The organism is Urechidicola sp. KH5, from assembly GCF_054661455.1.
This window is the reverse complement of the sequence record NZ_BAAFSW010000002.1, coordinates 51,649-78,468: the sequence shown is the minus strand read 5'-3', so window position 1 is coordinate 78,468 and position 26,820 is coordinate 51,649. Positions and strand designations below refer to the sequence as shown.

30 protein-coding genes are annotated in these 26,820 nt (G+C 32.2%); 15 read left to right on the top strand and 15 right to left on the bottom strand.

All coding sequences use genetic code 11. The features are described 5' to 3' along the window. Positions 1 to 41: 41 nt before the first annotated feature. Complete coding sequence (locus tag ACYQ5R_RS04930) at positions 42 to 752, top strand: PmeII family type II restriction endonuclease (RefSeq protein ID WP_460189810.1); 711 nt, start codon at positions 42 to 44, stop codon at positions 750 to 752. Here ACYQ5R_RS04930 and dcm read toward each other — a convergent pair. Together dcm and trxA are read right to left on the bottom strand one after the other, a co-directional pair. Further along, entirely contained in the window at positions 698 to 1,969 is a 1,272-nt protein-coding gene (gene dcm, locus ACYQ5R_RS04925) for a DNA (cytosine-5-)-methyltransferase (RefSeq protein ID WP_460189809.1), read from the bottom strand. The two genes, ACYQ5R_RS04930 and dcm, sit on opposite strands and share 55 nt — an antisense overlap. A gap of 112 nt (positions 1,970 to 2,081) precedes the next feature. Next, complete coding sequence (gene trxA / locus ACYQ5R_RS04920) at positions 2,082 to 2,441, bottom strand: thioredoxin (RefSeq protein ID WP_460189808.1); 360 nt, start codon at positions 2,439 to 2,441, stop codon at positions 2,082 to 2,084. A gap of 123 nt (positions 2,442 to 2,564) precedes the next feature. On the opposite strand from trxA, the gene ACYQ5R_RS04915 reads away from it, so the two are divergent. Continuing rightward, a complete protein-coding gene (locus ACYQ5R_RS04915) occupies positions 2,565 to 4,721 on the top strand; it encodes a prolyl oligopeptidase family serine peptidase (RefSeq protein ID WP_460189807.1) in 2,157 nt (718 codons plus the stop codon). Positions 4,722 to 4,759: 38 nt separating this feature from the next. Here the strand turns inward: ACYQ5R_RS04915 and ACYQ5R_RS04910 are convergent, their stop codons facing one another. The 4 genes from ACYQ5R_RS04910 to dinB are packed head-to-tail and all read right to left on the bottom strand — an operon-like array spanning position 4,760 to position 7,854. After that, positions 4,760 to 5,206 (bottom strand): 3-oxoacyl-ACP synthase, encoded by a 447-nt coding sequence (locus tag ACYQ5R_RS04910; RefSeq protein ID WP_460189806.1) that lies wholly within the window; start codon positions 5,204 to 5,206, stop codon positions 4,760 to 4,762. 3 nt (positions 5,207 to 5,209) lie between these two features. Beyond that, complete coding sequence (locus ACYQ5R_RS04905; RefSeq protein ID WP_460189805.1) at positions 5,210 to 6,310, bottom strand: NAD(P)/FAD-dependent oxidoreductase; 1,101 nt, start codon at positions 6,308 to 6,310, stop codon at positions 5,210 to 5,212. Further along, positions 6,311 to 6,760 (bottom strand): GNAT family N-acetyltransferase, encoded by a 450-nt coding sequence (locus tag ACYQ5R_RS04900; RefSeq protein WP_460189804.1) that lies wholly within the window; start codon positions 6,758 to 6,760, stop codon positions 6,311 to 6,313. Between the two features lie 2 nt (positions 6,761 to 6,762). Beyond that, entirely contained in the window at positions 6,763 to 7,854 is a 1,092-nt protein-coding gene (gene dinB / locus ACYQ5R_RS04895; protein ID WP_460189803.1) for a DNA polymerase IV, read from the bottom strand. Positions 7,855 to 7,924: 70 nt separating this feature from the next. On the opposite strand from dinB, the gene ACYQ5R_RS04890 reads away from it, so the two are divergent. Next, on the top strand, positions 7,925 to 8,320 hold the full coding sequence (locus ACYQ5R_RS04890; RefSeq protein WP_460189802.1) for a hypothetical protein: 396 nt from the start codon (positions 7,925 to 7,927) through the stop codon (positions 8,318 to 8,320). 64 nt (positions 8,321 to 8,384) lie between these two features. Here ACYQ5R_RS04890 and gdhA read toward each other — a convergent pair whose 3' ends face one another. Continuing rightward, complete coding sequence (gene gdhA / locus ACYQ5R_RS04885; RefSeq protein WP_460189801.1) at positions 8,385 to 9,728, bottom strand: NADP-specific glutamate dehydrogenase; 1,344 nt, start codon at positions 9,726 to 9,728, stop codon at positions 8,385 to 8,387. Positions 9,729 to 9,920: 192 nt separating this feature from the next. Between gdhA and pheS the strand changes: the two genes are divergently transcribed. Both pheS and ACYQ5R_RS04875 read left to right on the top strand, forming a co-directional pair. Further along, on the top strand, positions 9,921 to 10,940 hold the full coding sequence (gene pheS / locus ACYQ5R_RS04880; protein WP_460189800.1) for a phenylalanine--tRNA ligase subunit alpha: 1,020 nt from the start codon (positions 9,921 to 9,923) through the stop codon (positions 10,938 to 10,940). A gap of 35 nt (positions 10,941 to 10,975) precedes the next feature. Continuing rightward, the gene (locus ACYQ5R_RS04875) at positions 10,976 to 11,371 is read left to right on the top strand and encodes a hypothetical protein (RefSeq protein WP_460189799.1); all 396 of its coding nucleotides are present in this window, start codon (positions 10,976 to 10,978) and stop codon (positions 11,369 to 11,371) included. Here ACYQ5R_RS04875 and ACYQ5R_RS04870 read toward each other — a convergent pair. Together ACYQ5R_RS04870 and ACYQ5R_RS04865 are read right to left on the bottom strand one after the other, a co-directional pair. After that, positions 11,363 to 12,208, bottom strand: a complete 846-nt coding sequence (locus ACYQ5R_RS04870) for a sulfotransferase (RefSeq protein WP_460189798.1) — start codon at positions 12,206 to 12,208, stop codon at positions 11,363 to 11,365. The two genes, ACYQ5R_RS04875 and ACYQ5R_RS04870, sit on opposite strands and share 9 nt — an antisense overlap. A gap of 4 nt (positions 12,209 to 12,212) precedes the next feature. Further along, the gene (locus ACYQ5R_RS04865) at positions 12,213 to 13,208 is read right to left on the bottom strand and encodes an NAD(P)H-dependent glycerol-3-phosphate dehydrogenase (protein WP_460189797.1); all 996 of its coding nucleotides are present in this window, start codon (positions 13,206 to 13,208) and stop codon (positions 12,213 to 12,215) included. An 89-nt stretch (positions 13,209 to 13,297) separates the two neighbouring features. Between ACYQ5R_RS04865 and ACYQ5R_RS04860 the strand changes: the two genes are divergently transcribed. Together ACYQ5R_RS04860 and dut are read left to right on the top strand one after the other, a co-directional pair. Continuing rightward, on the top strand, positions 13,298 to 14,752 hold the full coding sequence (locus tag ACYQ5R_RS04860) for an oligosaccharide flippase family protein (protein ID WP_460189796.1): 1,455 nt from the start codon (positions 13,298 to 13,300) through the stop codon (positions 14,750 to 14,752). Then, positions 14,749 to 15,183, top strand: a complete 435-nt coding sequence (dut, locus tag ACYQ5R_RS04855; RefSeq protein ID WP_460189795.1) for a dUTP diphosphatase — start codon at positions 14,749 to 14,751, stop codon at positions 15,181 to 15,183. Before ACYQ5R_RS04860 ends, dut begins: the two co-directional genes overlap by 4 nt. Here the strand turns inward: dut and ACYQ5R_RS04850 are convergent. Both ACYQ5R_RS04850 and recA read right to left on the bottom strand, forming a co-directional pair. After that, on the bottom strand, positions 15,167 to 16,114 hold the full coding sequence (locus tag ACYQ5R_RS04850; protein WP_460189794.1) for an ABC transporter ATP-binding protein: 948 nt from the start codon (positions 16,112 to 16,114) through the stop codon (positions 15,167 to 15,169). The two genes, dut and ACYQ5R_RS04850, sit on opposite strands and share 17 nt — an antisense overlap. Positions 16,115 to 16,134: 20 nt before the next feature. Next, the gene (gene recA / locus ACYQ5R_RS04845; RefSeq protein ID WP_460189793.1) at positions 16,135 to 17,139 is read right to left on the bottom strand and encodes a recombinase RecA; all 1,005 of its coding nucleotides are present in this window, start codon (positions 17,137 to 17,139) and stop codon (positions 16,135 to 16,137) included. A 206-nt stretch (positions 17,140 to 17,345) separates the two neighbouring features. Between recA and ACYQ5R_RS04840 the strand changes: the two genes are divergently transcribed. The 3 genes from ACYQ5R_RS04840 to ACYQ5R_RS04830 all read left to right on the top strand — a co-directional run bounded on the left by ACYQ5R_RS04840 (position 17,346) and on the right by ACYQ5R_RS04830 (position 19,164). Beyond that, positions 17,346 to 18,035, top strand: a complete 690-nt coding sequence (locus tag ACYQ5R_RS04840) for a T9SS type A sorting domain-containing protein (RefSeq protein ID WP_460189792.1) — start codon at positions 17,346 to 17,348, stop codon at positions 18,033 to 18,035. A 142-nt stretch (positions 18,036 to 18,177) separates the two neighbouring features. Next, positions 18,178 to 18,657 (top strand): nuclear transport factor 2 family protein, encoded by a 480-nt coding sequence (locus ACYQ5R_RS04835; protein ID WP_460189791.1) that lies wholly within the window; start codon positions 18,178 to 18,180, stop codon positions 18,655 to 18,657. A 12-nt stretch (positions 18,658 to 18,669) separates the two neighbouring features. Next, a complete protein-coding gene (locus ACYQ5R_RS04830; protein WP_460189790.1) occupies positions 18,670 to 19,164 on the top strand; it encodes a glycine zipper family protein in 495 nt (164 codons plus the stop codon). 45 nt (positions 19,165 to 19,209) lie between these two features. Here ACYQ5R_RS04830 and ACYQ5R_RS04825 read toward each other — a convergent pair whose 3' ends face one another. The 3 genes from ACYQ5R_RS04825 to ACYQ5R_RS04815 are packed head-to-tail and all read right to left on the bottom strand — an operon-like array spanning position 19,210 to position 21,021. Then, positions 19,210 to 19,647 carry a GNAT family N-acetyltransferase gene (locus ACYQ5R_RS04825; RefSeq protein ID WP_460189789.1) on the bottom strand — a complete coding sequence of 146 codons (438 nt, stop codon included), beginning with the start codon at positions 19,645 to 19,647 and terminating at the stop codon, positions 19,210 to 19,212. Positions 19,648 to 19,658: 11 nt separating this feature from the next. Further along, positions 19,659 to 20,582, bottom strand: coding sequence for a cation diffusion facilitator family transporter (locus tag ACYQ5R_RS04820; RefSeq protein ID WP_460189788.1), 924 nt, complete (start codon positions 20,580 to 20,582; stop codon positions 19,659 to 19,661). A 4-nt stretch (positions 20,583 to 20,586) separates the two neighbouring features. Continuing rightward, complete coding sequence (locus tag ACYQ5R_RS04815; protein ID WP_460189787.1) at positions 20,587 to 21,021, bottom strand: RpiB/LacA/LacB family sugar-phosphate isomerase; 435 nt, start codon at positions 21,019 to 21,021, stop codon at positions 20,587 to 20,589. 921 nt (positions 21,022 to 21,942) lie between these two features. Between ACYQ5R_RS04815 and rnr the strand changes: the two genes are divergently transcribed. From rnr to tatA, 5 genes are all read left to right on the top strand, one after another. Further along, positions 21,943 to 24,144, top strand: a complete 2,202-nt coding sequence (gene rnr, locus ACYQ5R_RS04810) for a ribonuclease R (protein ID WP_460189786.1) — start codon at positions 21,943 to 21,945, stop codon at positions 24,142 to 24,144. Next, complete coding sequence (locus ACYQ5R_RS04805) at positions 24,144 to 24,548, top strand: DUF2721 domain-containing protein (protein ID WP_460189785.1); 405 nt, start codon at positions 24,144 to 24,146, stop codon at positions 24,546 to 24,548. Before rnr ends, ACYQ5R_RS04805 begins: the two co-directional genes overlap by 1 nt. Positions 24,549 to 24,632: 84 nt before the next feature. Further along, a complete protein-coding gene (locus tag ACYQ5R_RS04800; RefSeq protein ID WP_460189784.1) occupies positions 24,633 to 25,310 on the top strand; it encodes a head GIN domain-containing protein in 678 nt (225 codons plus the stop codon). A 35-nt stretch (positions 25,311 to 25,345) separates the two neighbouring features. Next, on the top strand, positions 25,346 to 25,567 hold the full coding sequence (locus tag ACYQ5R_RS04795) for a PLD nuclease N-terminal domain-containing protein (RefSeq protein WP_460189783.1): 222 nt from the start codon (positions 25,346 to 25,348) through the stop codon (positions 25,565 to 25,567). 32 nt (positions 25,568 to 25,599) lie between these two features. Continuing rightward, complete coding sequence (gene tatA, locus ACYQ5R_RS04790) at positions 25,600 to 25,794, top strand: twin-arginine translocase TatA/TatE family subunit (protein ID WP_460189782.1); 195 nt, start codon at positions 25,600 to 25,602, stop codon at positions 25,792 to 25,794. Between the two features lie 64 nt (positions 25,795 to 25,858). On the opposite strand, the gene ACYQ5R_RS04785 is transcribed toward tatA, so the two are convergent. Continuing rightward, entirely contained in the window at positions 25,859 to 26,776 is a 918-nt protein-coding gene (locus ACYQ5R_RS04785; RefSeq protein ID WP_460189781.1) for an SPFH domain-containing protein, read from the bottom strand. Positions 26,777 to 26,820: the final 44 nt, after the last annotated feature.

Genomic DNA, 26,820 nt, shown 5'->3' with positions numbered 1-26,820 from the left:
CTTTTAGTAAATCCTAAAATTTAAAAGTATATATTTGAATTATGAATGAAAAAGACCTAATCAACATTGTAACTAAATATTTTGAAGAGTCAATCTTTGAAAACCACAAAATCAATTCTTTAAAAATACACTCTAAACTAAAATCGTATAAAATAAATCCGATTATAGTTAAGTATTTGTCAAAAATACTTGAAGATGATTTCACTGCATTAGGAATCGCAAAAGCTCTTTATTACCCAAGAATTTTAGGAACTTCAATAAACACTTCTTTTGGTACTCGCATACAAAATATGTTTGTCGAGCTAAATTTAGCAGAAGGCTCTTTAATAAAAGGAATGGATATTGAGTTTGTTGATAAAGTAGACAATCGTAAAAAATGGTGTCAGCTTAAATCTGGACCAAATACTATTAACTCTGAAGATGTTAAGCCTATTTTACAAAAATTTACAACAGTTACAAACTTGGCCAGAACAAATTCTATGAATCTTAATAATTCAGATTTAATTTTAGGCGTGCTGTATGGAGAAGAAAAACAGTTGAGTCAGCACTATAAAAAAATAGATTCACAATACCCAGTAATTATTGGTAAAGAGTTTTGGTATAGAATAACCGGTTATTCTGGTTTTTATGATAAACTCGTTTCAAATTTAGATTCAATGATTTTGAACTTAGATACTGAAGATTTTTTTATTAAAGGTTATACAGATTTAGCTAAAGAAATAGAAGATTCAACTTTATTTTCTTTTAAGTAATATTCATTTAAAAATTTTATTAAAGAGTATCCTATTTCTTGACCTAGGTTACAAGGAACAGCATTACCAATTTGCTTATACTGTTGAGAAACTGAGCCTTCAAAAATCCAATTATCAGGAAAAGTTTGAATTCTAGCATATTCTCTCACTGTAAATGGTCTTGTTTCTTCTGGATGACATCTCTCTGTTTGTTTTTGCGCAGGACTGCAAGTTAAAGTTAAGCATGGTTCATCCCAACCAATTCTTCTAGCCATTCCTGTTTTACCTCCTCCCAGATAAAAACTTTTACCCATATAGTCTTTTTGAATATTTAAGGGTAAATCTCTCCAATAACCTTTTGGAGGCACCAAATCAAGTACTTTCTTTTTATGCTCTGGATAAGATGAACCCAAAGATTCTGGAACATCTTTATCATATAACTCTCCTTTTTTTAAGGCGTCTTTTAAATTATATATTTTATTGTGTGGTAAAGGATATTCATACATAAGGTTTATATCCTTTCTAACACCAACCAAAATCAATCGCTCTCTTTTTTGTGGTACCCTATAGTTTAATGCTTTCAAAACTTTAACAGGAACAACATTATAACCAATTTCATCTAAAATAGAAATCATACCCTGTAAGGTTTTTCCTTTATCATGAGATAATAGACCTTTAACATTTTCTCCAACACAAATTAGTGGGTTCACTTCTTTTACCACCCTTGCAAACTCATAAAATAAAGTGCCTCTTGCATCTTCTAACCCTAACTTTTTACCAGCATAACTAAATGCTTGACACGGAAAACCTCCAGTAACAATATCTACTTTATCTTGATAATTAGAAAAATCAAAATCTCTTATATCTCCTTCTAAAACATTCCACTTTGGTCTATTCTTTCTTAAGGTATGGCACGCCCATTTATCAATTTCATTTAGTGCTACACATTCAATTCCTGATTTTTCAAGACCAACTGCTAACCCTCCAGCCCCAGCAAATAACTCTAAAACAGAATATTTCTTCAGTGGCTTTACAAAATTATCTACTGTGTCTTGATAATCAATTGAAAGTTGATTTAACAACTCATTTATTTGGTCTTTTTTGTATATTCGGTATTGGCTAATAGGCTCTCTTACAGCAATAAATTTGCCTTCTCTATCCCAGCGTCTTAAAGTTTCTTTACTTTTTCCAAGTATTTGAGATACTTCATTTAACGAATAATAATCTTTAGTAACCATATTATACAACCTTACACAATGGTTACAAATATAGTCTCAATTTTTTAATAAAAAAATATCCCTTTAATTATTTTAAAAGAGATATTTTTTTAATTCTTTAAATTCTGTAGAATTACTTCTCTACACCTAATACTTCTTTAATAATACGCTCTAATTCTACTTTAGGTAAAGCGCCTTGTGCCATTTGTGGCTGACCGTCTTTAGGAATAAACAACATAGAAGGAATGCTTCGAATTGCAAATGCCGCAGACAATTCTCTTTCTGCTTCTGTATCTACTTTGTAAATATCAACTTTGCCTTTATAGTCTTCTGAAAGTTCTTCTAAAATTGGCGCTATCATTTTACATGGTCCGCACCAATCTGCATAGAAATCTACAATTGCAGGTTTATCGCCTTCAAATTTCCAATCTTTGTTTTTACTGTAGTCAAACACTTTATCAAAAAAGGTTTGTTGTGTCAATAACTCTGTCATATCTGTCTTTTTTAACCACTCTTTTGACGACAAAAATACTACTTTCTTACAGAGCCAATTGTCACGAATGTTACTAACTACTTACTCTATAATTTTCATTATTTTTGAGTAAAATTCAAACAAATGAAAACAGTTTTACCAATGTTGGCCTTAGGGATTTTAACAATCTCTTGCTCTACCAACCAAAACAAAGAACAATTGAACAATATAGAATACCCTACAACTAAGCAAGTTGACACCGTTACTGATTATTTTGGAACGAAAGTAAAAGACCCATATAGATGGTTAGAAGACGATATGTCTGAAGAAACGGGTAATTGGGTCAAACGTCAAAATAAAGTGACTTTTGATTTCCTTGATAACATTCCATATAGAAATGAAGTAAAAGAACGTTTAGAAAAACTATGGAATTACGAGAAAATTGGTGCGCCATTTACAGAAGGTGATTATACCTATTCATACAAAAACAATGGGCTACAAAACCAATATGTAGTGTATCGAAGAAAAGGAGATGAAGAACCTGAAGTGTTTCTAGATCCAAATACTTTTTCAGAAGATGGTACTGTATCTCTAGCTGGATTGTCGTTTTCAAAAAGTGGAAAGCTCGCTGCCTACTCAATTTCAGAAGGGGGCTCTGATTGGCGAAAGATTATTGTTATGAATGCCGAAACTAAAGAAATTGTTGAAGACACCTTGGTAGATGTAAAATTTAGCGGTGTGTCTTGGTACAAAAATGAAGGGTTCTACTATTCAAGTTATGACAAACCTAAGGGAAGTGAATTATCTGCTAAAACAGATCAACACAAAGTATATTATCACAAATTAGGCACATCTCAAAAAAAGGATGTTTTGATTTATGGTGGTACAGATGCAGAAAAACATAGATATGTTTCAGCAAGCGTAACTGAAGATAATAGATATCTTTTATTATATGCTAGAGTATCCACATATGGCACTAAAATGTTTATTAAAGATTTAAAGAAAAAGAAAAGCGGATTTAAAGCTATAGTGAACAATACTGACAACAACTCTTATGTTATTGACAACGTAGGGTCAAAGCTTTATATCGTTACTGATTTAGATGCTCCAAATATGAGAATAGTAACTGTTGATGTTGCCAACCCTACACCAGAAAATTGGGTTGATTTCATTCCAGAAACAGAGCATGTACTTTCTCCTTCAACTGGTGGCGGATACTTTTTTACTGAATATATGGTTGATGCTGTTTCTAGAGTAAAACAATACGATTACAATGGAAAATTTATAAGAGATGTGAAATTACCTGGAATAGGAAATGCTGGTGGTTTTGGCGGTAAAAAAGATGCGAAAATAGACTACTATTCCTTTACAAACTACAGTACCCCGTCTAGTATTTATAAATACAATGTAGAAACTGGCGATTCTGAATTGTATTGGGAACCTGCCATTGACTTTAAAAGTAGTGATTATGAGAGCAAACAAGTTTTTTACACATCAAAAGACGGAACAAAAGTTCCAATGATAATTACCTTTAAAAAGGGACTTGAATTAAATGGAAAAAATCCAACCATTCTTTATGGTTATGGAGGGTTTAATGTTAGTTTGAACCCTAGCTTTAGTATTGCTAATGCTGTTTGGATGGAAATGGGAGGTGTATATGCTGTACCTAATCTTAGAGGAGGTGGAGAATACGGTAAAAAATGGCATGTTGCTGGAACAAAAATGCAAAAGCAAAATGTATTTGATGACTTTATAGCGGCGGCTGTATATTTAATTGCTGAAAACTATACTTCTTCTGATTACTTAGCTATAAGAGGGGGTTCTAATGGAGGTTTATTAGTTGGGGCAACCATGACGCAGAGACCAGAATTAATGAAGGTGGCTTTACCTGCAGTTGGCGTTATGGACATGTTGCGCTACCACACCTTTACCGCTGGTGCTGGTTGGGCGTATGACTACGGAACGGCAGAAGACAATAAAGAAATGTTTGAATATTTAAAAGGCTATTCTCCTGTTCATAATGTGAAAGAAGGGGTGACATATCCTGCAACATTGGTAACTACTGGAGATCATGATGATAGAGTAGTTCCTGCACATAGTTTTAAATTCGCAGCAGAATTACAAGCAAAGCAAAGTGGCGATAATCCTACTTTAATTAGAATTGAAACAGATGCTGGTCATGGTGCCGGAACTCCAGTTTCTAAAACCATTGAACAGTATGCAGACATCTTTAGTTTTACCCTTAAAAACATGGGGTTTGATGAATTACCAGAAGCATCAAATGAAAAAATAAAAGGATAAATTATGAAACTAAAAACCCGTTCATATGAGCGGGTTTTTTATGCTATCTTTTTAATTCTAATCTTCCTTTCGGCAAAAGAGAATTCATCATTAACTGCCCTGCCAAGAAGTTCTTTACCTATTGGAGAATTTGCAGAAACGGCGAAAAATAAATTACCGTCTACTGCAATTTGACCTGCACTGATTGCTATAAAATATGCTGCTGTGTTAGTTTGCACTAAACTACCTAAACGAACGACCTCAGAAGCCTCAAGGTTTATGCGCTCTAATTGCCCTTTCATTTGTAAAGCTTCTTGAAGTTGAGCACCTGATTTTTCCATTTCTAATTGCAACATAGCTCTACCTGTTTCGTGCTTATCTCCAGCCGAACTTTTTGTTTCCGAATTTAAATCTCCTTTAAGAGAATCTATTCGTCTTTCAAGCGTATCAAGTTTAGTTTGAACAAACTGTTGGCAATAATTATATAACCGTTGTTTTAGCTCCATTAATTAAATTAAATCTGCAACTTCTTTACCGATGCTACTGCCAATAGCAACACCCATTCCTCCTAATCGAATGCCACAGTACACATTATTGGAAACCTGCTTTACCAAAGCGCTCTTTTGATTGCCTACTCCCATAATACCGCTCCAAGTGTGTTCAATAGCGACTTCTTGATTAGGTAAAATAACATCTTTTAATAGCTCTTTTAATTTATTTTGAATCAGATGAGTTGTTCCAAATTCTGAAGTTTCTTCACCTTTTTTGTCTAGGTTTCTCCCTCCCCCAAATAGAATACGGTTATTAATATTTCTAAAATAATAATACCCTTCATCCAAATGAAAAGTTCCCTTAATTTTTAAATCTTTTATGGGTTCAGTTATTAAAACTTGAGCTCTTGCAGGTTGCACATCTTCTGGTAAGAATTCAGAAGAAAACCCATTAGTTGCAAGTATAATTTTATCAGCGTAAAAAGAAAAATCGTTTGCCAATTGTACAGTTCCAAAATCGTCAATATAATTCACCTCAGCATTGTTTAAGATTTTAACTCCCAAAGACTGTACTTTTCGAATCAAAGCTTGCATCATTGCGCCAGTATCTAACTGACCCTCAAACTGATTAAAAACAAGTTGATCATGTATATTTTCAAATCCAAAATTATTAGGTTGTATACCAAATACATCAGATTTAAAAATTGGTTTTAAATAGCTGTTTATCGCAATTAATTGTTCCTTATTCTTATCAAAAGATTCTGAGTCCAAAAACAATTCGTATCCTCCAAATTGCTGCAATCTCAGAGCGTCATCACCAAGCGTATCTCTTAGCAAATTTAATCCCACCCAACGTTTTTGAACCAAATCAACAACTTCTGCAATTGAATGGTTTTCTAAATCACTTACAATTTCAGATAAGCTCCCAAAACAAGCGAATCCAGCATTTTTTGTACTTGCTCCTTGAGGTAATTGACCTTTTTCTAAAATGATAATGTTGCTATTCGGATATTTCTTTTTTAACTGATATGCTGTAGACAAACCAACAATGCCACTACCAATAATCGCAAAATCAATATCGCTAAACCAAGATTTTATTTCCCAATAACTATAATTCATTTATATCGTTTTTTCAAAACAAATACTATCGCCTTTGTGTTTATACTGTCCGAAATTTGGTATACGCACATATTGGTTACTTACATAAAAAGCAACGGCATCGCTCATGCGTTTTCCTGTTTCTAACATACATTTTTTATACCCCAATTCTTTAGACCAAACTTCCAATTCTTTTAATACCATACCCGCATAGCCTTTTCTTCGTGCATCTTTTTTAACATACATGCGTTTTAGTTCGGCAATTTCATCGTTATACCATTTGAGCGCTCCACAGGCAACAACATTGGAGTTTTCGTACAATACAACCACATTGTTTAAAACATCTATGTTGTTGAATTGCATGTAAAACTCATGCTCATCTCCATCCATAATTTTTAAATGAGCATTTAATTCAGATACAAGTTTTACAAAGTCATCGCTTTTAGAATTTGTTCTTTCTACTCTAATCATTGTTAAAACTCTAACTTTAATTGCACGTCTAACACCTCTTCTTTTTGCTTTGTGTTTACATTTAAATTAGTAACCGAAATACCTAACAAACGTACGGAATTTTTCATGCGTTCTTGATACAATAATTCTTTCACGGTATCTAACAACATGCTTTTGTCTTTTACAAAATACGGCAATGTTTTACTTCTTGTTTGAGTAGTAAAATCGCTGTATTTAATTTTTAATGTCACTGTTTTCCCTGCTAGTTTTGATTTCTCAAGTCTTCGTTCAAGCTCGTCTGCAATTTGATCTAAACGCTCCAACATAAATACTTCTGAAGTTAGATTGGTATGAAACGTATGTTCTGCTGCTACCGACTTTGGAATACGATCCGGTTTTACCTTACTATTATGTATACCTCGAACGATTTCATAGTAATGTGTACCAGACTTTTTAAAGTGTTCAGTTAAAAACTCTTCTGACTTTTCTTTGAGCTCTTTACCTGTAAAAATTCCTAGGTTATACATTTTAGTGGCGGTTACCTTACCTATACCGTAAAACTTTTGAATAGGAAGGTTTTCTAAAAACTCTAAAGCCTCTTCTGGAGGAATCGTTTTTTGTCCGTTAGGTTTATTTATGTCTGAAGCTATTTTGGCCAAAAACTTATTATATGAGATTCCCGCAGAGGCTCTCAATTGTAATTTGTCAAAAATTTTGATTCGAATTTCTTCTGCAATTAAGGATGCTGATGGGTTTCCCATTTTGTTTTGAGTTACATCTAAATAGGCTTCGTCTAAAGATAAAGGCTCCACTAAATCTGTATACTCAAAAAAAATACTTCTAATTTGTTTAGAAATTTCTTTGTATCGATTGAATCTAGGTTTTACAAAAATCAAATGCGGGCATTTCTTTCTTGCTAACACTCCGCTCATGGCAGATCGTACACCAAATTTTCGCGCCTCATAACTCGCGGCAGAAACTACACCCCGCTCACTGCCTCCACCAACAGCTAAAGGCTTATTTCTAAGCTCTGGATTATCTAATTGCTCAACAGAGGCATAGAAAGCATCCATATCTACATGAATTATTTTGCGATATGTATTGTTTGAATCCAAGTATTCAAAGATAATTTAATTGTGTACAATTATTTCGTATCTTTAACAACCTAATTATAAAATTTAAACTATGAAAAAAACTCTGTTCATTTGTTGCTTTTTAATGGCTTTTGGGTTTATGAATTCTCATGCCCAATCCATTCCAAAAATTAGTTCTTCATCTCTTTCAAAGCAAACAGATACAGAACAAATGAAAGCTCTATTTGATTCACCCGATGTACAAAAAATGGTGAAAGAACAAATAGTGAATAACCCAGAATTGCGATCAAAAGCAATCGATTATCTTAAAAAAAATCCAGATACTAAGGAAAAAATGGCTGAGGTGATTAAAAATAATCCTAACGCCATGGATAAGGTAATTCAATATGTAAAAGATAACCCCGAAATGGTTCAAAAAGTAATGGATTACATTAAAAACAATCCTGAACTCTTAGAAAAAGCACTTAAGCTTGTAGGTTTAAAATAAAAGCAAAAGGCTGATACTATTAATTTGTATCAGCCTTTTTTGATGTATTTGAATTAAAAAAGTTTTATACTACTCCTTGCGCTAGCATAGCATCTGCTACTTTTACGAAGCCAGCAATATTTGCTCCTTTTACGTAGTTTATGAATCCGTCTTCTTCTTTACCAAATTCTATACAAGAATCGTGGATATCAGACATAATTCCCTTAAGCCTTTCATCAACCTCTTCTCTTGTCCAAGAAATACGTAATGAGTTTTGAGACATCTCTAAACCGGATGTTGCAACACCACCAGCATTAGATGCCTTACCTGGTGCAAATAATATTTTTGCTTCATGGAATTCGTGAATTGCTTCTGGTGTCGATGGCATATTCGCTCCTTCTGCGACACAAATGCAACCATGTTCTAATAAAGCCTTCGCCGATTCGCCATCTAACTCGTTTTGAGTTGCACATGGTAAAGCAACATCACAATTAACAGACCATGGTTTCTCGCCTTTTACAAAAGTTGCTGACGGATACTTCTCAACATATTCAGAAATACGAGCTCGTTTTTCATTCTTTAGATACATAACGTGTGCTAATTTTTCAGCATCAATTCCGTCGTTATCTATAATATATCCGGAAGAATCAGATAGCGTAATTACCTTACCTCCTAATTGAGTTGCCTTTTCTGCCGCAAATTGTGCAACGTTACCTGAACCAGAAATAACCACTGTTTTACCTTTAAAACTATCTCTTTTAGTCGATAACATGCTTTGTGCAAAATACACCGTACCATATCCTGTGGCTTCAGGGCGAATTAATGAACCACCCCAAGAACGTCCTTTACCTGTTAATACTCCTGTAAACTCATTTCTCATTTTTTTATACATACCAAATAGGAAACCAATTTCACGAGCCCCAACTCCAATATCTCCAGCTGGAACATCTGTATTTGGTCCAATATGACGGCAAAGTTCTGCCATAAAGCTGTGACAAAAACGCATTATTTCGTCATCAGACTTCCCTTTGGGATCAAAATCTGAACCACCTTTACCACCACCCATAGGTAGTGTTGTTAGAGAATTTTTAAATACTTGCTCAAAAGCTAAGAATTTTAGGATACTCATATTTACAGATGGGTGAAAACGCAATCCTCCTTTATAAGGACCAATTGCAGAGTTCATCTGAATTCTATAACCACGGTTTACATGAATCTCTCCTTTATCGTCTACCCAAGGCACACGAAAAGTAATAGCACGCTCTGGCTCAACCATTCTCAATAGAATATTCTTACCATAATAAATATCGTGCTTCGCGATATATGGAATTACAGTTTCTGCAACTTCTTGCACAGCTTGTAAAAATTCTGGTTGGTGCTGGTTACGAGCACGAACCTCATCCATAAAGTCTGAAATTATTTTTTCCATAATATTGAATATGCTTTTTTGCTATTTTTATAATTTATAGTGCAAATATAATTAATTTGATATTTTGAGGTCCTTTTCGAACCATTTTATTACTACTTTTTTACAGCTATTTTTTTGACCATTTTCAATACAAAGTTTATTGATGTTAATCAGTAAAAAAATGTAAATTTGCGGTCTAATTTCAAACGGTGTATGTTAGATAAAGTAACGGAATTAATTGGTGATGTTCAGGCATTTAATGCTGCCACTAAAGAAGAGATTGAGGCATTCAGAATTAAATATTTAGGTAGCAAAGGAATTTTAAAAGATTTGTTTGCTGAATTTAAAAATGTAGATGCTTCTATGAAAAAGGATTTAGGGCAAGCTTTAAATCGTTTGCGTACTGTAGCGACAGATAAAGTTAAAACTCTAAACGAGTCTTTAGAGGACACGGCAGGAAGCGAAGCCAAATATGGTGACTTAACTAGGCCTTCTGAACCAATTGAACTCGGTTCTCGTCATCCTATATCTTTGGTTAGAAACCGTATTATTGAGGTGTTTTCCAAAATTGGTTTTACTGTTTCTGAAGGGCCTGAGATTGAAGATGATTGGCATAATTTTACTGCTTTAAACTTACCAGAATACCACCCTGCACGAGATATGCAGGATACATTTTTTATTGAACAAAATCCAGATATTTTATTACGTACACATACTAGCTCTGTGCAGGTAAGATATATGGAAGCGAATGAGCCTCCTATTAGAACTATTTCTCCTGGACGTGTGTTTAGAAATGAAGATATTTCTGCGAGAGCACATTGTATTTTTCACCAAGTTGAAGGATTGTATATTGATACTGATGTTTCGTTTGCTGATTTAAAGCAGACTTTATTATACTTTACTAAAGAGATGTTTGGTAAGTCTAAAATTAGATTGCGTCCGTCTTATTTTCCATTTACTGAACCAAGTGCTGAAGTAGATATTTACTGGGGCTTAGAGACCGAAGTAGATTATAAAATTACTAAAGGTACTGGTTGGTTAGAAATTATGGGTTGTGGTATGGTAGATCCTAACGTATTAAAGAATGCCAATATAGATCCTGAAAAATATTCTGGTTATGCTTTTGGTATGGGTATAGAGCGTATTGCAATGCTATTATATCAAATACCAGATATTAGAATGTTTTATGAAAACGACGTGCGTTTCTTAGAGCAGTTTAAATCTGTTCTCTAGACTAAAGTCTAAAGTTAAAAAGTCTTTAAGGGTTTATGAAAAAAGACATTGAAATTCCTGAAGTTACTGGAATAGCCATGGCAATGGTAAAAGAATACAACGAAATCTATAAAACAGATGATTGGAATGTATATCTAATTAATAATAGAGACTCTGCAATAGAAATGGTACTGATTGTTTCTCATGGTCAAGATGGAGAAACGGTAACATCTAAAATGCGTCATAAAATAGAGAATTTACCTGCTAATTCTTTTGCTAAAGTTGAGCTGGTACAGCCTGAGCTATTCAAATTAAATAACACTTTTCAAGTGTCTTTCTTTGCAGATAATGCGTTACAAGATAAAACGTTTGTCTTTGCTAAAAACACCATTAAAGATAGTGTTTTACGCTTGATAAAAGATTTGGATAAAAAAGGAATTCTTTTAAAGTAATTTAGATTTCTTTACGTAGTTTTTGGTTGCTTCCCAATCTTTCTGATAAAAATCACGGATCTCTTTTAATTCACTAGTACTAACTAACGCCTTCTCTTCTGATGCTTTTCCGGGAATTAAATAAGTACCATAAATTACAATGTATCTTATAAGGTCAACATAAATTCTATGAAACAAGTTTAGCACTTTTGAATTAGAAGGTTTTCTTCGATCAATATTCACATATTTTCTAACCCATTTAATAGCTTTTAACTGTTTTTTATTATAAGAAACGTGGCGCTTTTTTAAATCAACAGTTCTAGGGTTAAATGGAACCTTTACAAACGTTGCAATCTCCTTTAAATAAGCAATAGGGTTTGCATCTAAAGTGTCATAAAGTATGTATAGTGGCTTATTATTAAAATGAGATTCCAAAATTTGAATCTTATCCATATACAATAAATCATTTCGCTTGTAAACACTTTCTTCTGTTTCGAGATTTAAAAACTCTTTAAACGTCTTTTGTTCACCATTTTTGATTATTCTTTTATAATGAGACAGTAGCCATTCATCTTGACGCCTTATGACCATTATGCATTTGGCATGCGGGAAATTCTTTGCAAAATCACTAACATACTCCTCAAACATTGGGCTTAGATTGAGTTCCATAGAAACGAGATAACGTTTATATTCTCGCCTCGTAATAATTTCTTTGGCTCTATGATATCTATCTTTATTTATGAAGTGAATTCCTTCATAAAATGGAAAAATAGATTTTTGAAGGTATTTGGTACCTGTTCTTTCTACACCAAGATGAAAGTAAATTTCGATGTCAAGAAAGTTGTTTGGGGCGATCATTTAATTAATCAAGTAATTCCGTTAATTTTTTGAATTGTGCCTTTGGTCTTCTTCCTTCGTATAATATTCGGTAAGTGGCATCAATAATTGGCGTTCTAGCTCCATTCTTTTTATTGATTTCGTAGGCGCTTTTGGTTGCATAATATCCTTCAGCTACCATTACCATCTCGAACTTGGCCGATTTAACAGTGTAACCCTTACCAATCATGTTTCCAAACATTCTATTTCTACTAAAAACGGAATAACCTGTTACCAATAAATCTCCTAGATAAGCCGAATTATTGATATTTCGTTTCATCTTATGAACCTTCTTAATATAGCGCTTCATTTCTCTAATTGCGTTTGACATTAAGACCGATTGGAAATTGTCTCCATATCCTAAACCATGAGCAATTCCAGCAGCAATAGCATAAATATTTTTTAACATAGCTGCATACTCAGTTCCAATAATATCATCAGAAGTTATTGTATTGATGTAATTGGAGCTTAGACATTTGCCTAAAATAGTTGCTTTAGATTCGTCTTGACATGCAAGTGTTAGATATGATAAGCGTTCTAAAGCCACCTCCTCTGCATGGCATGGACCAGTTATAACACCAATATTTTCAAAAGACACTTTCATTATATCGTGAAAGTGTTCGCCAACAATCAAACCTGAACTCGGTATGATTCCTTTAATAGCCGAAAAAAGCACTTTATTCTCTAGTGGAATTGTTATTTTATCTAATTCTTCTTTTACAAAAGCAGATGGAATTACAATAATTAAATAATCTGCATATACTACCATTTCGTTTATATCATTTGATAGATATAACTGATTTACATCAAATTCGACAGAACTCAAGTATTTAGGGTTGTGTTGGTTTTGTTTAATATATTCAAGACTAGACTCGCTTCGCATATACCAACCAACTTTACCTAAGTTTTCACATAGCATTTTTACAATGGCTGTTGCCCAACTACCTCCGCCAAAGACAGCAATTTTTGGAATATTGCTCATTTCTATTTCGTTGTTTGAAATTCAAAAATACTATTTTTCACGGTTTCTTTTAGTGAATTTATATATTTGTAACTACTGAATATTATCACTTGAGTACATTAAAAAGATTTTTTAAAGACACCATAATTTATGGGATGGCTGCAGTTTTGCCTAGGGTCATTAATTTTCTGCTTGTACGTGTTCATACCGATGCATTAGAAACTACGAGTTATGCGGTAAATGCCGATTTTTATATTTGGGCAAGTTTGTTTGCGGTTTTGTTAACCTTTGGAATGGAAACAGCATTTTTTAGATTTTATGCTGATTCCGATAAAAAAGATGTTGTTATCAGTACTGCTTTTGTTACAACATTAGTTTCTGTTGGTGTTTTTGTAACTGTTACAATTCTATTTTTTGATCAGTTTTTGGTACTTTTTGATTTTGGAAACAATCGGCAGCGGTTAAAACTATTTTTAGGGGTTATGGCATTAGATACGCTAGCTATGATACCATTTGCATATTTAAGAGCATCTAATCAACCTATAAAATATGCGGTAATAAAACTATTAAACGTAGCTATAATTGTTGCAATAACATTGTTATCGCTTGTGTATTACCCAGATAGAATAAATTCTGGTGCAACGGTTGCTTCATGGATTTCTGAACATTATGAAAATACACCATTGGTAAACAATATTTTTATTGCTAACATATTCGGAAGCGCTTTTAGTTTCTTACTTGTATTACCTCTATTATTTAAGTTTAAATTCTCTTTTGATATTTCGCTTCTAAAAAGAATGTTGCGATATGGATGGCCAATTGCTATAGCTGGAGTTGCTTATATTATTAATGAAAATTTAGATAAATTTTTAATCAAAAGACTTATTGGTGACCACGAAATGGGGGTATATGCAGCCTGCTATAAAATTGCCATCTTTATGAATCTTTATGTTATGGCATTTAAATTGGGTGCAGAACCTTTCTTTTTTAATAACGCTAAAAAGGAAAACGCTCAAAAAACTTATGCGCTAATCTTAAAATATTTTGTAATTATTGGTGGTCTTGTAATTATTGGCGTTGTTGGCTATTTAGACTTGTTCAAACACTTGATTAATAGCAATTATTGGGATGCTTTAGCTATTGTGCCTATTGTATTAATGGCTAATTTATTTCTAGGTATTTATCATAATGTAGCTGTATGGTATAAGCTTACAGATAAGACAAGATTTGGAATGTATTTTTCAATTATTGGCGCTTTAATAACCATTGTTTTAAACATTTTATTACTGCCAAAATACGGATATATGGTAGCTGCATGGGCCACTTTAGTGGCTTATAGTAGTATGGCAATTATCTCCTATTTAGTAGGAAAAAAGTATTATGAAGTTCCGTATAACATATTGAGCGTTTCAAAATATTTATTGCTTACTGGTGGGTTAAGTGCACTATTATTTATGGATGCGTTTAGAGATAATTTAATTGTTGCATCAGGTGCTGTATTAGTATTTATAATTATTATTTTGCTCTCTGAAAAGAAGGAATTAAAATCGATATTGAAAACATGAAAATTAGCATCATAAATAAATCTAAGCACGCTTTACCAAACTATGAAACCATTGCATCTGCCGGAATGGATTTAAAGGCTAATCTTGATAAAGCGGTTGTTTTAAACCCTCTTGAAAGAGCTATTATTCCTACTGGATTGTTCTTTGCGTTACCTGTAGGTTATGAAGCACAAGTGAGGCCTCGAAGTGGGTTAGCTGCTAAAAAAGGAATTACGGTTCTAAATGCCCCAGGTACTGTTGATGCTGATTATAGAGGGGAGGTTGGTGTTATATTAGTAAATCTTTCGAACGAACCATTTACAATTAATGATGGTGAGCGAATTGCACAATTGGTGATTGCAAAACACGAAAGAGCCGAATGGGTAGAAGTAGAAACGCTGAATGAAACTGAACGTGGTGCTGGTGGATTTGGTTCTACAGGGGTGCAATAAATTCTATATCAACTACAACATCCTTTTCCAGTGATTTATGATGATTGAAATATATTGTCATAGAATTAAAAGTGGCTTCAATTAAATAATGTGTGCCTTTAAAGTAACTTTGTACGACAGTCGCTTTATTCTTTGCTTTCTCATTTACTTTTATTTGATGTGGATAAAACAATAATTCTTCCTTTGAATTACTATCTAATAGCTGTGAAGGCACTTTATTTACCTCATCAAACAAAGCAGCAGAATACGCATTAGGTGGATCCGAGAATAAATTGTTTGGAGTGTCCTGTGTAACTATTTCACCATCCTTCATTACTAATATTTGATCTGCAAAAGACAATGCATCAGTAGCGTCGTGAGTAGCCACAAATGTCAGAATATTTTTAGATTTTAAATAATTAAACAAATTCCGTCTTAACTTGTTTTTTCTAAAGTTGTCAATATTGCTAAAAGGTTCATCAAGCAAAACTACCTCTGGCAATTTAGCCAGTACTTTTGCTATAGCAATACGTTGCTTCTGACCATAACTTAAGTTTTTAACTTTCGTTTTTTTAAAAGCCGTCATGTCAACAACTTCGAGAAGCTCATCTATTCTTGATTGTCTTTTAGGGTCGCGATATGAAAGGTGTTTTCCTACATTTTCTTCAACGGTTATATAGGGCATTAAATTAAAATCTTGCGGCAAGTATTTCATAAAATGCTCTCCTGGGATTAAGTAAAAATTAGGCCCTAATAATTTAGTTTTATCCCAAAATACTTCACCTTTTTCAACATGAATTAATCCGTATATTATTTCTAGTAATGTACTTTTACCACACCCACTTTCACCAACAAGGGCGATATAATCGCCCCTGTTTGCTTTAAAGCTTATATCAAATAAAGTTTGCTTAGAGGCCTCGTAAGAATAGGAAATATTTTGTACCTCTAACATATTCTAAAGAAGTTTAACTATTACTTTTCAGCAATCGCAGCTTTTATTTTTTCTTCTAATTCTTCTGCAAGATCTGGATTATCTTTAATCAAGCCTTTTACAGCATCTCTACCCTGACCTAATTTAGTTTCGCCATAGCTAAACCAAGATCCGCTCTTTTTGATAATACCGTAATCAACTCCTAAATCCAAAATTTCACCTGATTTAGATATCCCTTCTCCGTACATAATATCAAATTCACATATTTGGAAAGGAGGCGCCACTTTGTTCTTAACAATTTTAACTTTAGTACTGTTACCAATAACCTGATCTCCATCTTTAATTTGAGTACGTCTTCTAATATCCAATCTTACAGAAGCATAAAATTTAAGAGCGTTACCACCGGTTGTAGTTTCTGGGTTACCAAACATAACCCCAATTTTTTCACGTAACTGGTTTATGAAAATTACCGTACAGTTGGTTTTAGCAATAGTACTTGTTAATTTTCTTAAAGCTTGAGACATTAAACGTGCGTGTAATCCCATTTTTGAGTCTCCCATTTCTCCTTCAATCTCACTTTTTGGAGTTAATGCAGCAACAGAATCAATTACAACAATATCAATAGCACCAGAGCGAATAAGGTTCTCTGCAATTTCTAAAGCCTGCTCACCGTAATCTGGTTGAGAGATAATTAAGTTATCAATATCTACACCTAAATTCTCAGCATAAAAACGATCAAAAGCGTGCTCTGCATCAATAAATGCAGCTATACCTCCAGCTTTTTGAGCTTCTGCAATAGCATGTATGGTTAAGGTGGTTTTACCTGAAGATTCCGGACCATAAATTTCAATTATTCTACCTCTTGGATACCCTCCAACCCCTAAAGCAACATCTAAACCTAAAGAGCCAGAAGATATGGCTTCTACATGTTCATGAGCTACATCACCCATTTTCATAACAGAACCTTTTCCGTATGTCTTATCAAGTTTGTCTAAAGTAAGCTGTAACGCCTTCAATTTTGCTGCTTTTTCCTTATCTGCTGCCATTATTCTCTATACTTTTTATTGTTAAAATTTTGAACGGTTAAAGGTACAAAAAAGATTGTTCTAAGTCTTCTTTAGTTCAATACTTATCTCAACTGTTGGGTGCAGTTTATTAAGTATTAGCTACAATTTATTAAATTATTTGAAAGTCAGACATTTATAACCATCATATTTTATAAATTGTAGTTATTAATTCAATCCTAAATGCTATGCTTAAAAAACTACTATTTCTATTTTTTACGGTTATTTTTATTTATGAAACTAATGCTCAAGAAGTATATCTAGCTTATGCTAACAATAATAATTGCGATAATGGGTCTGTAGAATTTGAACAAAATGGAACTCAAGATGGAAAACCTCAATATGAGAGTAAGGATAATAATTTTTCATTGTGGCGAAGTGACATTTTGATTCCTCTAGGAGACCCTGATGATTTTGTACCGCAACCATCAGCTCCAGATATAGATTTTCAAATATATTGGGATGCAGATTTTGATGGCGCTACTGGTCGTTGGTTAGTATTTACCCCTAATTTTAATGTAATTGCTTTTTCTAATACCTCTGATACTCCATCGGTTCCATTGACTGGATGGGTTGTTGAGAATAATTGGTGTGGTGGTGGAATAGTTTTAACTTTATGGAATAATTTTGTATTACAACTTAATAATCAAGAACTAGCATATGAAATAAGCTTATACCCAAACCCAACAAATAGTATCATATATTTCAAAAATCTAGAAGAGAAAACCAACGCAAAAATATCTACAGTTACAGGTCAAGTTGTAAAAAATAAAATTTTAGATCATAGTAATAACCATTTAGATATTCAAGATTTAACTAAAGGATTATACTTTGTAGAAATTGAAGGTTATAAAACCATTAAATTTATTAAAAACTAACTTCTTATAAATTATTAAATCCCTCGTATTTTAAGTGATCTGTTTTTGCTTGTTTACGACATAACATGACGTATTATCCAATTATAACTCTTGCTACCTTTGAATAAAATAAATATCTTGTAGCATTATTAAATTTAATCTCATGAAAAAGATACTTATACTTTTTGCTTTTGTTATTATCATTATTGGTTGTAATCAGCCTGTTAATAATACTGCCAATACAAATTTAATTGACAATTATGTACAAGCAGTTGAAGGAATGGATTATGAAAAAATGGCCTCTTTTTTAGCTGATGACTACATGGGTTATGGTCCAAGAATTGATGACTCAATTAACAAATCAGATGCTTTAATTAGTTGGAAATTCAATTCACAAAACATTTACGAAAGTATTAATTACGAAAAATCTAGAAGTGTTGGTATTACTGTACCAAATGGTGAAAACCAAGGCGATTGGGTTTCAAATTGGGCCCAACTAAATATTGTTTTCAAAAACGATAAAAGTGAAGTTACCGTTTGGGCAAATACTATCTACCAAATAGAAGATGGTAAAATTTCTAAGAGCTATACGTTTTATAATGAGGCTGATATTTTACAACAGTTAGGTTATTCATTTAATTAAAAAAACACCACCATGAAAAAAATACATATAATTGGAGCAGTAGTATTCGTATTCTTAGGATTTCAAACTATACAATCTCAAAGTATTGCTAAAAGTTTAAACGTTTATATTTTTCCATCTAACGATCAAGATCAAGCTACCCAAGACCTCGATGAATCTGCTTGTTATAAATGGGCTATTCAACAAACAAATTACGATCCTTTAAATCCACCAAAAGTTACAGCTGCTGAAGTTGATACATCTGCAGATGGTAGTGCTGTAAGAGGAGCGGCAAGAGGAGCGGCAGGTGGTGCAGCAATTGGAGCTATTGCCGGAGATGCTGGTGAAGGTGCAGCAATTGGAGCTATTGTTGGTGCAGCTAGAGGTAGAAGAGCTAAAAGAGCTTCAGATTCGCAAAAACAAGCTGCTAATAATCAGGCTGCAGAGCAAAAATCTACACAGTTAAAAGCTGATTATATTAGGGCATTTTCCGTATGTATGGAAGGTAAAGGGTATACGGTTAAATAAACTTAAATGTAGAAATATAAAGGCGAGTAAATTACTCGCCTTTTTTTATGTTGTCATTCTAATATGCGGAATACCATCTTCTAAATACCCATCTCCTATTTGATTAAATCCATGAGAATTATAAAATTTTTCTAGATAGGTTTGCGCACTAATGGTAATATTAGTGGTGTTATAATGTTCATTAATCGCTTTAATACTCTCTTGCATCAAAAGATGACCCGCACCATCTTTTCTGCAATTTTCTTGTACCACTACCCTACCAATACTAGCATTATCAAAATAGTCTCCTGGAGCAAATAATCTTGTATATGCAATTACCTCTTCATCTTTTTTAGCAAATACATGTAATGCTTTTTGATCTTTATGATCTATATCTTGATACACACAGTCTTGTTCAATCACAAATACTTCACTTCTTAATCGTAAAATATCGTACAATTCTGATATGGTTAGTTCGTTAAACTTCTTTACTTTAAAATTCAATGTTTATGTATTTAATCTTGAACAATAATATCTTTCTCATCGTGCTTTTTATATTCAGGTTGAATATTGCTATGATTAATACCATAATCATTAAATAATAATCTTTCTATTTCAACCAAAATAGTGTCAAATTCAGATAATTTAATATCTGACTCAAAATCAATATGAGCTTCTAAATGCAATTCTTCTTCATTTAACTGCCATAAATGCACATGATGCATGTTTTTTACACCTTTAATTTTATTTACAGCGCTTACAATTTTATTAATATCTAAATCAACTGGAGTAAATAGCATTAAAACACGCACGGAATCTATTAACAATTTATATCCAACAACCACTAAATAAATTACAATCGCAATTGTTAAAATGGTATCAACCAAATAAATTTGATAATACTTCATAAGTAAGCCTCCAATTAAAACAGCAACACTGGCCATCATATCTGTAAATAAATGGAGGTAAGCTGATTTCATATTCATGTTTTTGTCAGCTTCTGGTCGAACCATTAAAACACTTATTCCGTTTCCTATAATTGCAACAATAGATAACCAAATAACTAAATTAGAATCTATTTCTTCTGGAATTTTAAAACGTTTAATAGCTTCAAAAATAAGTAATACTGCTACGACCATTAAAGTTGCTGCATTTACAAATGCAGCTAAAATTTCGGCGCGTTTATAACCAAAAGTTTTATTTGATGAGGCATCTTTTCTAGCTAATTTATTAGCTATATAACTTATAATTAAAGAAAGTACATCGCTAAAATTATGTAAGGCATCAGAAAGTAAAGAAAGACTACCTGAAACAAGTCCTCCAATAACTTGCGAAACAGTAATAACAATATTTAAAACAATGGAGTAAAATAATTTTTTACCCGATAATTTATTATGCGCATGCGAATGATGATGAGTATGTGAATGCTGCGCACTCATAATTTTAACAACTAATCGGAATTTTATCTACACGTCCTTGATGTCTACCACCTTCAAACTCTGTTGCCAGAAATGTTTTTACCATTTCTAGAGCTTGTGGTATTGCAGTAAATCTTGCTGGTATACATAATATATTAGCATTATTATGTAATCTTATCAACTCTACAATCTCTTTTGTCCAACACAAACCAGCTCTTACATTAGGGTATTTATTAGCTGTCATAGCAACACCATTTGCACTACCACAAATTAAAATACCTAAAGGCACTTCACCTTTGTCAACAGCACTTGCTACTGGATGTACAAAATCAGGATAATCTACACTATCTAAACTATCAGTTCCGTGATTAATAACAGTTATTCCTTGTGATTTTAAATATTCTACTATGGCAAATTTATAATCTGGTCCTGCGTGATCGTTACCTATAGCTATTGTCATGATTTTAAGTGTTTAAATGGAGTTACAAAAATACAAATTAGCCCTTATTAACAGCTAAAAACAGCATTGTTAATAGCTATTATTTAAATTATTGATATTCAATTATTTTCAATATTTACAAGTTTGTTAGTAAATAATCAATTAAAAAAGAAAAATAAATTTTGATTACTTAATAATTTTTTCAATACACTAAGTATATCGTAAAATCAAAATTTTATTGTGACAACTTTGTCACTAGTTTTACACTATAAAATGAACAGTTATTAACATTAAAATTCAATTTTATTATTCAATTTTAAATGTGAATTGTATTTCAACAGATTGTTTATAACTGTAACTTCTTTTTTGATTTTAAAGCATTTAGTTTTTTAATAACTGTTTATAGCTTTTAATAAGTGATAACTCCAAATTTAATTCAAACAAGTTTTTCCACATATTAACAGTATATCATATATATCATAAATCATTTTTAAAAAATTTAAAGAAAAAGAATATATAGTAATAAGTGTTTATAAACTTAAATTGAAAATCTGAATAAGTAAATGTTTATGATTTGAATAGAAAAAAGCAACTCTGTGAGTTACTCAATTTATAGTGTAACTAAAGTAATTACTTTTACATTAGAAGGCTGTACTTGCTCTATTTCTGTTTTATCATTGCTAGATAGCGTAGAATTAATACTACGAACCGTGTAGAAAATTCCTATTAAAAAAATAAGAAAAAAGAAGATGATAATTTTATACAGTCGTTTCATTTGGTTGTGATGTGTATAGTATAGACGACTATTTTTAAGCTATGTTACAAGTTTTTTAAGTTTATTTTAACATTTTACGATTTCTTAAAATAATTGATGTTAGCTTTACATAATTAAAAAGCAACCGGATGTAATAAGTTGTATTTTTAAGAAAAATAGAAAGAAGTATGCCTAGAAAGAAGAAAGGAATCTATAAAAAGAAGAATAAAGTGATTAAAAGACTGACAGAAAAGGTCTTAAAAATCTTTAATCACGATCCATCTCAATTATTTAATTACAAACAAATTGCTGCAAAACTTGATATTTCAGATGCTCATGGTAGACAGCAAATAATAGAAAAATTAGTCTATTTAAAAGGTATTAACGCTCTAGAAGAAGTTGGAAGAGGTAAGTATAAAGCAAGACACGATGCAAATTATTTTACTGGTACGGTGGATATTACATCTCGTGGTAATGCTTATGTTATTTGTGACGATCTAGAACAAGATATTTATATACCCTCTAGAAACTTAAATAAAGCACTGCATAATGATACGGTTAAAGTGTATATGTATGCACGCAAACGCAATGCAAAACAAGAAGGTGATATTGTAGAAGTTATTACAAGAGCAAAATCAGAATTTGTTGGTGTACTACATTTAAGCAAGAATTTTGGATTTGTAATACCAGATGATCCTAAAATGTATGCAGATTTATTTATACCAAAGAATAAATTAAATGGGGCAGAAGATGGTGATAAAGTATTAGCCTTTTTGGTCGATTGGCCAGATAATTCAAAAAATCCGTTTGGTAAAATACAAGAAGTACTTGGTAAACCTGGAGATCATAATACAGAAATACATTCCATTCTTTTAGAGTATAATTTACCTTATAAATTTACAGAAGAAGTCGAAGATGATGCCGCCAAACTACCTATTGAAATTACTAAAGAAGAAATTAAGGCACGTAGAGATATGCGTACTATTACCACCTTTACGATAGATCCGATTACTGCTAAAGATTTTGATGATGCATTGTCTTTTAGAATGTTAGAAAATGGCAATTATGAAATAGGAATTCACATTGCCGATGTATCTCATTATGTGCAAGAAAATACCATTTTAGATGACGAAGCTTTTTCACGTGCAACATCGGTTTATTTGGTAGATAGGGTAGTGCCTATGTTGCCTGAAGTATTGTCTAATAATGTATGTTCATTAAGACCAAATGAAGAGAAACTTACTTTTTCAGCTGTGTTTGAAATGAATGATAAGGCACAAGTTATTAATCAGTGGTTTGGAAGAACTGTAACCTATTCTGATGCGCGATTTGCTTATGAAGAAGCGCAGTATTTAATTGAGAATAAGGATAAAAAAACGATGCCTAAAGAAGTATCGCTTTCTGGTAAATCGTATAAAGTAGATGATGCTATTGTTTCAGCAATTCATAAATTAGATGCTCTAGCTAAAATCATGCGATCGCAACGTTTAAAAAGAGGTGCTTTGACTTTTGATAAGGTTGAAGTTAGATTTCATTTAGATGAACTTGCAAACCCAACAGGTGTATTTTTTAAAGAATCAAAAGATGCGAATAAATTAATTGAAGAATTCATGTTATTAGCTAATAAAAAAGTAGCTGAATATATTGGTATGCATGAAGGTAGACCTTCTAACAAAACATTTATTTATAGAATTCATGACGAACCAGATATTGAAAAATTATGTGCTTTACAAGGTGTAATTTCTAAATTTGGATACAAGCTTAACTTAAATTCTAGAGATACCATTTCTGATTCTTTAAATCAGTTATTAGCAGATGTTCATGGTAAGGGCGAGTCTAATATGATAGAAACTTTAGCTATTAGATCTATGAGTAAAGCTGTATATACAACTGATAATATTGGTCATTATGGATTGGCTTTTGATTATTATAGCCATTTTACGTCGCCTATAAGACGTTATCCAGATGTAATGACACATAGATTACTTCAACATTATTTAGATGGCGGGAAATCGCCTAAACAAGCTATATATGAAGAAAAATGTAAACACTCTTCAGATAGAGAACAGTTAGCTTCAAAGGCCGAACGAGATTCTATTAAATATATGCAGGTAAAATATATGGAAGACCATAAAAATACTGAGTTTAGAGGTGTGATATCTGGTGTAACAGAGTGGGGGATTTATGTGGAGATTATTGAAAATAAATGTGAGGGTATGGTACGTATTAGAGATATAAAAAGTGATTATTATATCTATGATGAAAAGGAGTTTGCTATAGTTGGTCAGAGTACTAAACATATGTATCAACTTGGAGAGGAAGTTGTTGTTAAGGTAAAACACACAGATTTAGAGCGTAAGCACTTAGATTTTGAATTAATAGAAGATTAATGAAAATTAACATGGAATTAAGCATTAGTATACCTGCATTATTTTTTCCTGCCATTTCATTGACCATGTTAGCCTATAACGCGCGTTATTTAGCTATTTCTGGATTGATTAGAAATTTAAATAAAGAATACAAAGCATCTAAAGAAAAGGTGGTATACAGACAGATTGCTGTTTTAAATAAGCGAATGAGATTAATTATTGCTACCCAAGGATTTGCTATTATAAGTTTTATTGGATGTATCATTACTATGCTATTTATTTATTTAAAAATGAGTACTATGGCTAATGTTTTTTTTATACTAAGTCTGCTTTGTATGGTGTGTTCATTAGTCATTCTTTTTATAGAAATATTAGTTTCTATGAATGCTTTAAAAATATTATTAGACAATATGTCTGATGAATAAATAAACCTTTAGAAATTTTTAAGAATACCAAACACAATAATTATATAAGTTTGTGTTATCAGTATTAAACTAAAATTATTTTTTATGAAAAAAGTTATTGTATTACTAGCGTTGTTTTTAAGCATTCAATCTATTGCACAAGAAACAGTAAACGTTAAGCTTGGAACATTTAGTGAATTAAAAGTATTTAACGGTTTACATGTTACCCTTGTAAAATCGGATTCTTCAGCAATAAAAGCAACCGGTAAAAAGGCATCTGATTTAGTGTATAAAACAGTAAATGATCGTTTAAAGTTATCAATGCGATTTCCAGAAACATTTAGTTATAATGATGTTAAAGTCACTGTTTTTTACAAAGATCCTTTGTATTTAATTGATATTAATGAAGGTGGAGTACTTCATGCTAAAACAGAATTTGAACAACAAAGTATAGAATTACGCGCGCAGGAAGGAGCAGAGGTTAAAGTAAAGCTAAAAGTTAAATATCTAGATATAAAGGCAATTACTGGAGGTAAAATTTATGTAGATGGTTCAGTAACTAATCAAGAAATAGAAGCAAATACAGGTGGAATTTACAAAGCGCTAGAAGTAGCCTCTGATGCTGTTAATGTAGTATGTGCTTCAGGTGCCGTTGCTTATATTCAGGCAAAAGATTTAGTAAATGCAAAAGTTAAATTTGGAGGTACAGTATATTATAAAGGAGAACCAGCAGAATTAATAACTGAAAAAGTTCTTGGTGGAACAATTAAGCAAAAGAATTAGTATTTTTGATATTATAACCAACGTATAATTTCAAAATGAATCTTATTTCTTTACCATTAGGAATGATTGGTCCTTTTCAAGTATTACTCATTTTGCTCGTTTTAGTTTTACCAATTATAGCACTGGTAGATATTGTTCGCTCAAAGTTTAAAGGAGACAATGATAAAATACTCTGGGCAGTAGTTGTAATTTTAGCTCCGTTTATTGGCACAATACTTTATTTTTTGATTGGTCGAAAACAAAAAGTTAGAAATTAAACTTCTATATTTGCAATCTAAATAGTTAACAAATGAATGCACTTACTATGTTTTTAGGAATAATGGGACCTTGGCAGATTGCTATTATTGTTGTTTTAGTTTTATTACTTTTTGGAGGTAAGAAAATTCCTGAATTAATGAGAGGTTTAGGAAGTGGAATAAAGGAGTTTAAAAACGCAAAAGGCGAATTAGACGAAGCAGCTAAAGAAGACGAAAAGAAAGCATAATTGCTTTTACATAAAATTTAAAAACCCAGCTATTTAGCTGGGTTTTTCTTTTGTATAGAATATATTATTCCATTGTTTTCTTATCAATGTTTGAAGATTCATTAATCTTATTAGCAGCCACTAAACTGGTTACCATATCATTTAACATCGTACTTGCTGCATTTGGATTGTTAGGTAATAAAATCAAATTAGAATTGGTATCAGCACCAACGCTTTGTAACGTATCGTAATGTTGCGTAATTACAATCAATGCTGATGCTTCTTGACTATTAATTCCTGCATTATTTAATACCTCAACACTTTCTTCTAATCCGCGAGCAATCTCACGACGCTGATCTGCAATACCTTTACCTTGTAATCTCTTGCTTTCAGCTTCTGCTTTTGCACGCTCAACAATTAAAATACGTTCTGCATCTCCTTCGTGTTGCGCTGCAATTTTTTCGCGTTCTGCTGCATTAATACGGTTCATTGCAATCTTAACACTTTGGTCAGGATCAATGTCTGTAACAAGTGCTTTTACAATGTCATAACCATAATTCAACATTGCTTCTTTTAAATCACGTTGAATCGCCATTGCTATTTCATCTTTTTTCTCGAATACATCATCCAAAATCATTTTCGGTACTTCTGCACGTACCACATCAAAAATAAATGCAGTAATCTGTTCATTTGGATTTTGTAGTTTGTAAAAAGCATCATATACATGTGCTCTTTGTATTTGAAACTGTACAGAAATTTTTAAGTGAACAAATACATCATCTTGAGTCTTGGTTTCAACAATAACATCTAATTGCTGAATTCTTAGCGATACTCTTCCAGCAATGCGATCAATAAAAGGAATCTTAATATTTAACCCTGCTTGTCGAATACTTTGGTATCTACCAAATCGCTCTACAATTACAGAGGTTTGTTGTTTGACAATAAATAATCCTGAAAGGATTAAAAGAATTATTGGAATTACCCAGAGATAACCATAAATCATAGTAGTTTTTTTAAGAAGTTTAACAAAGTTTTAAAATACGAAAT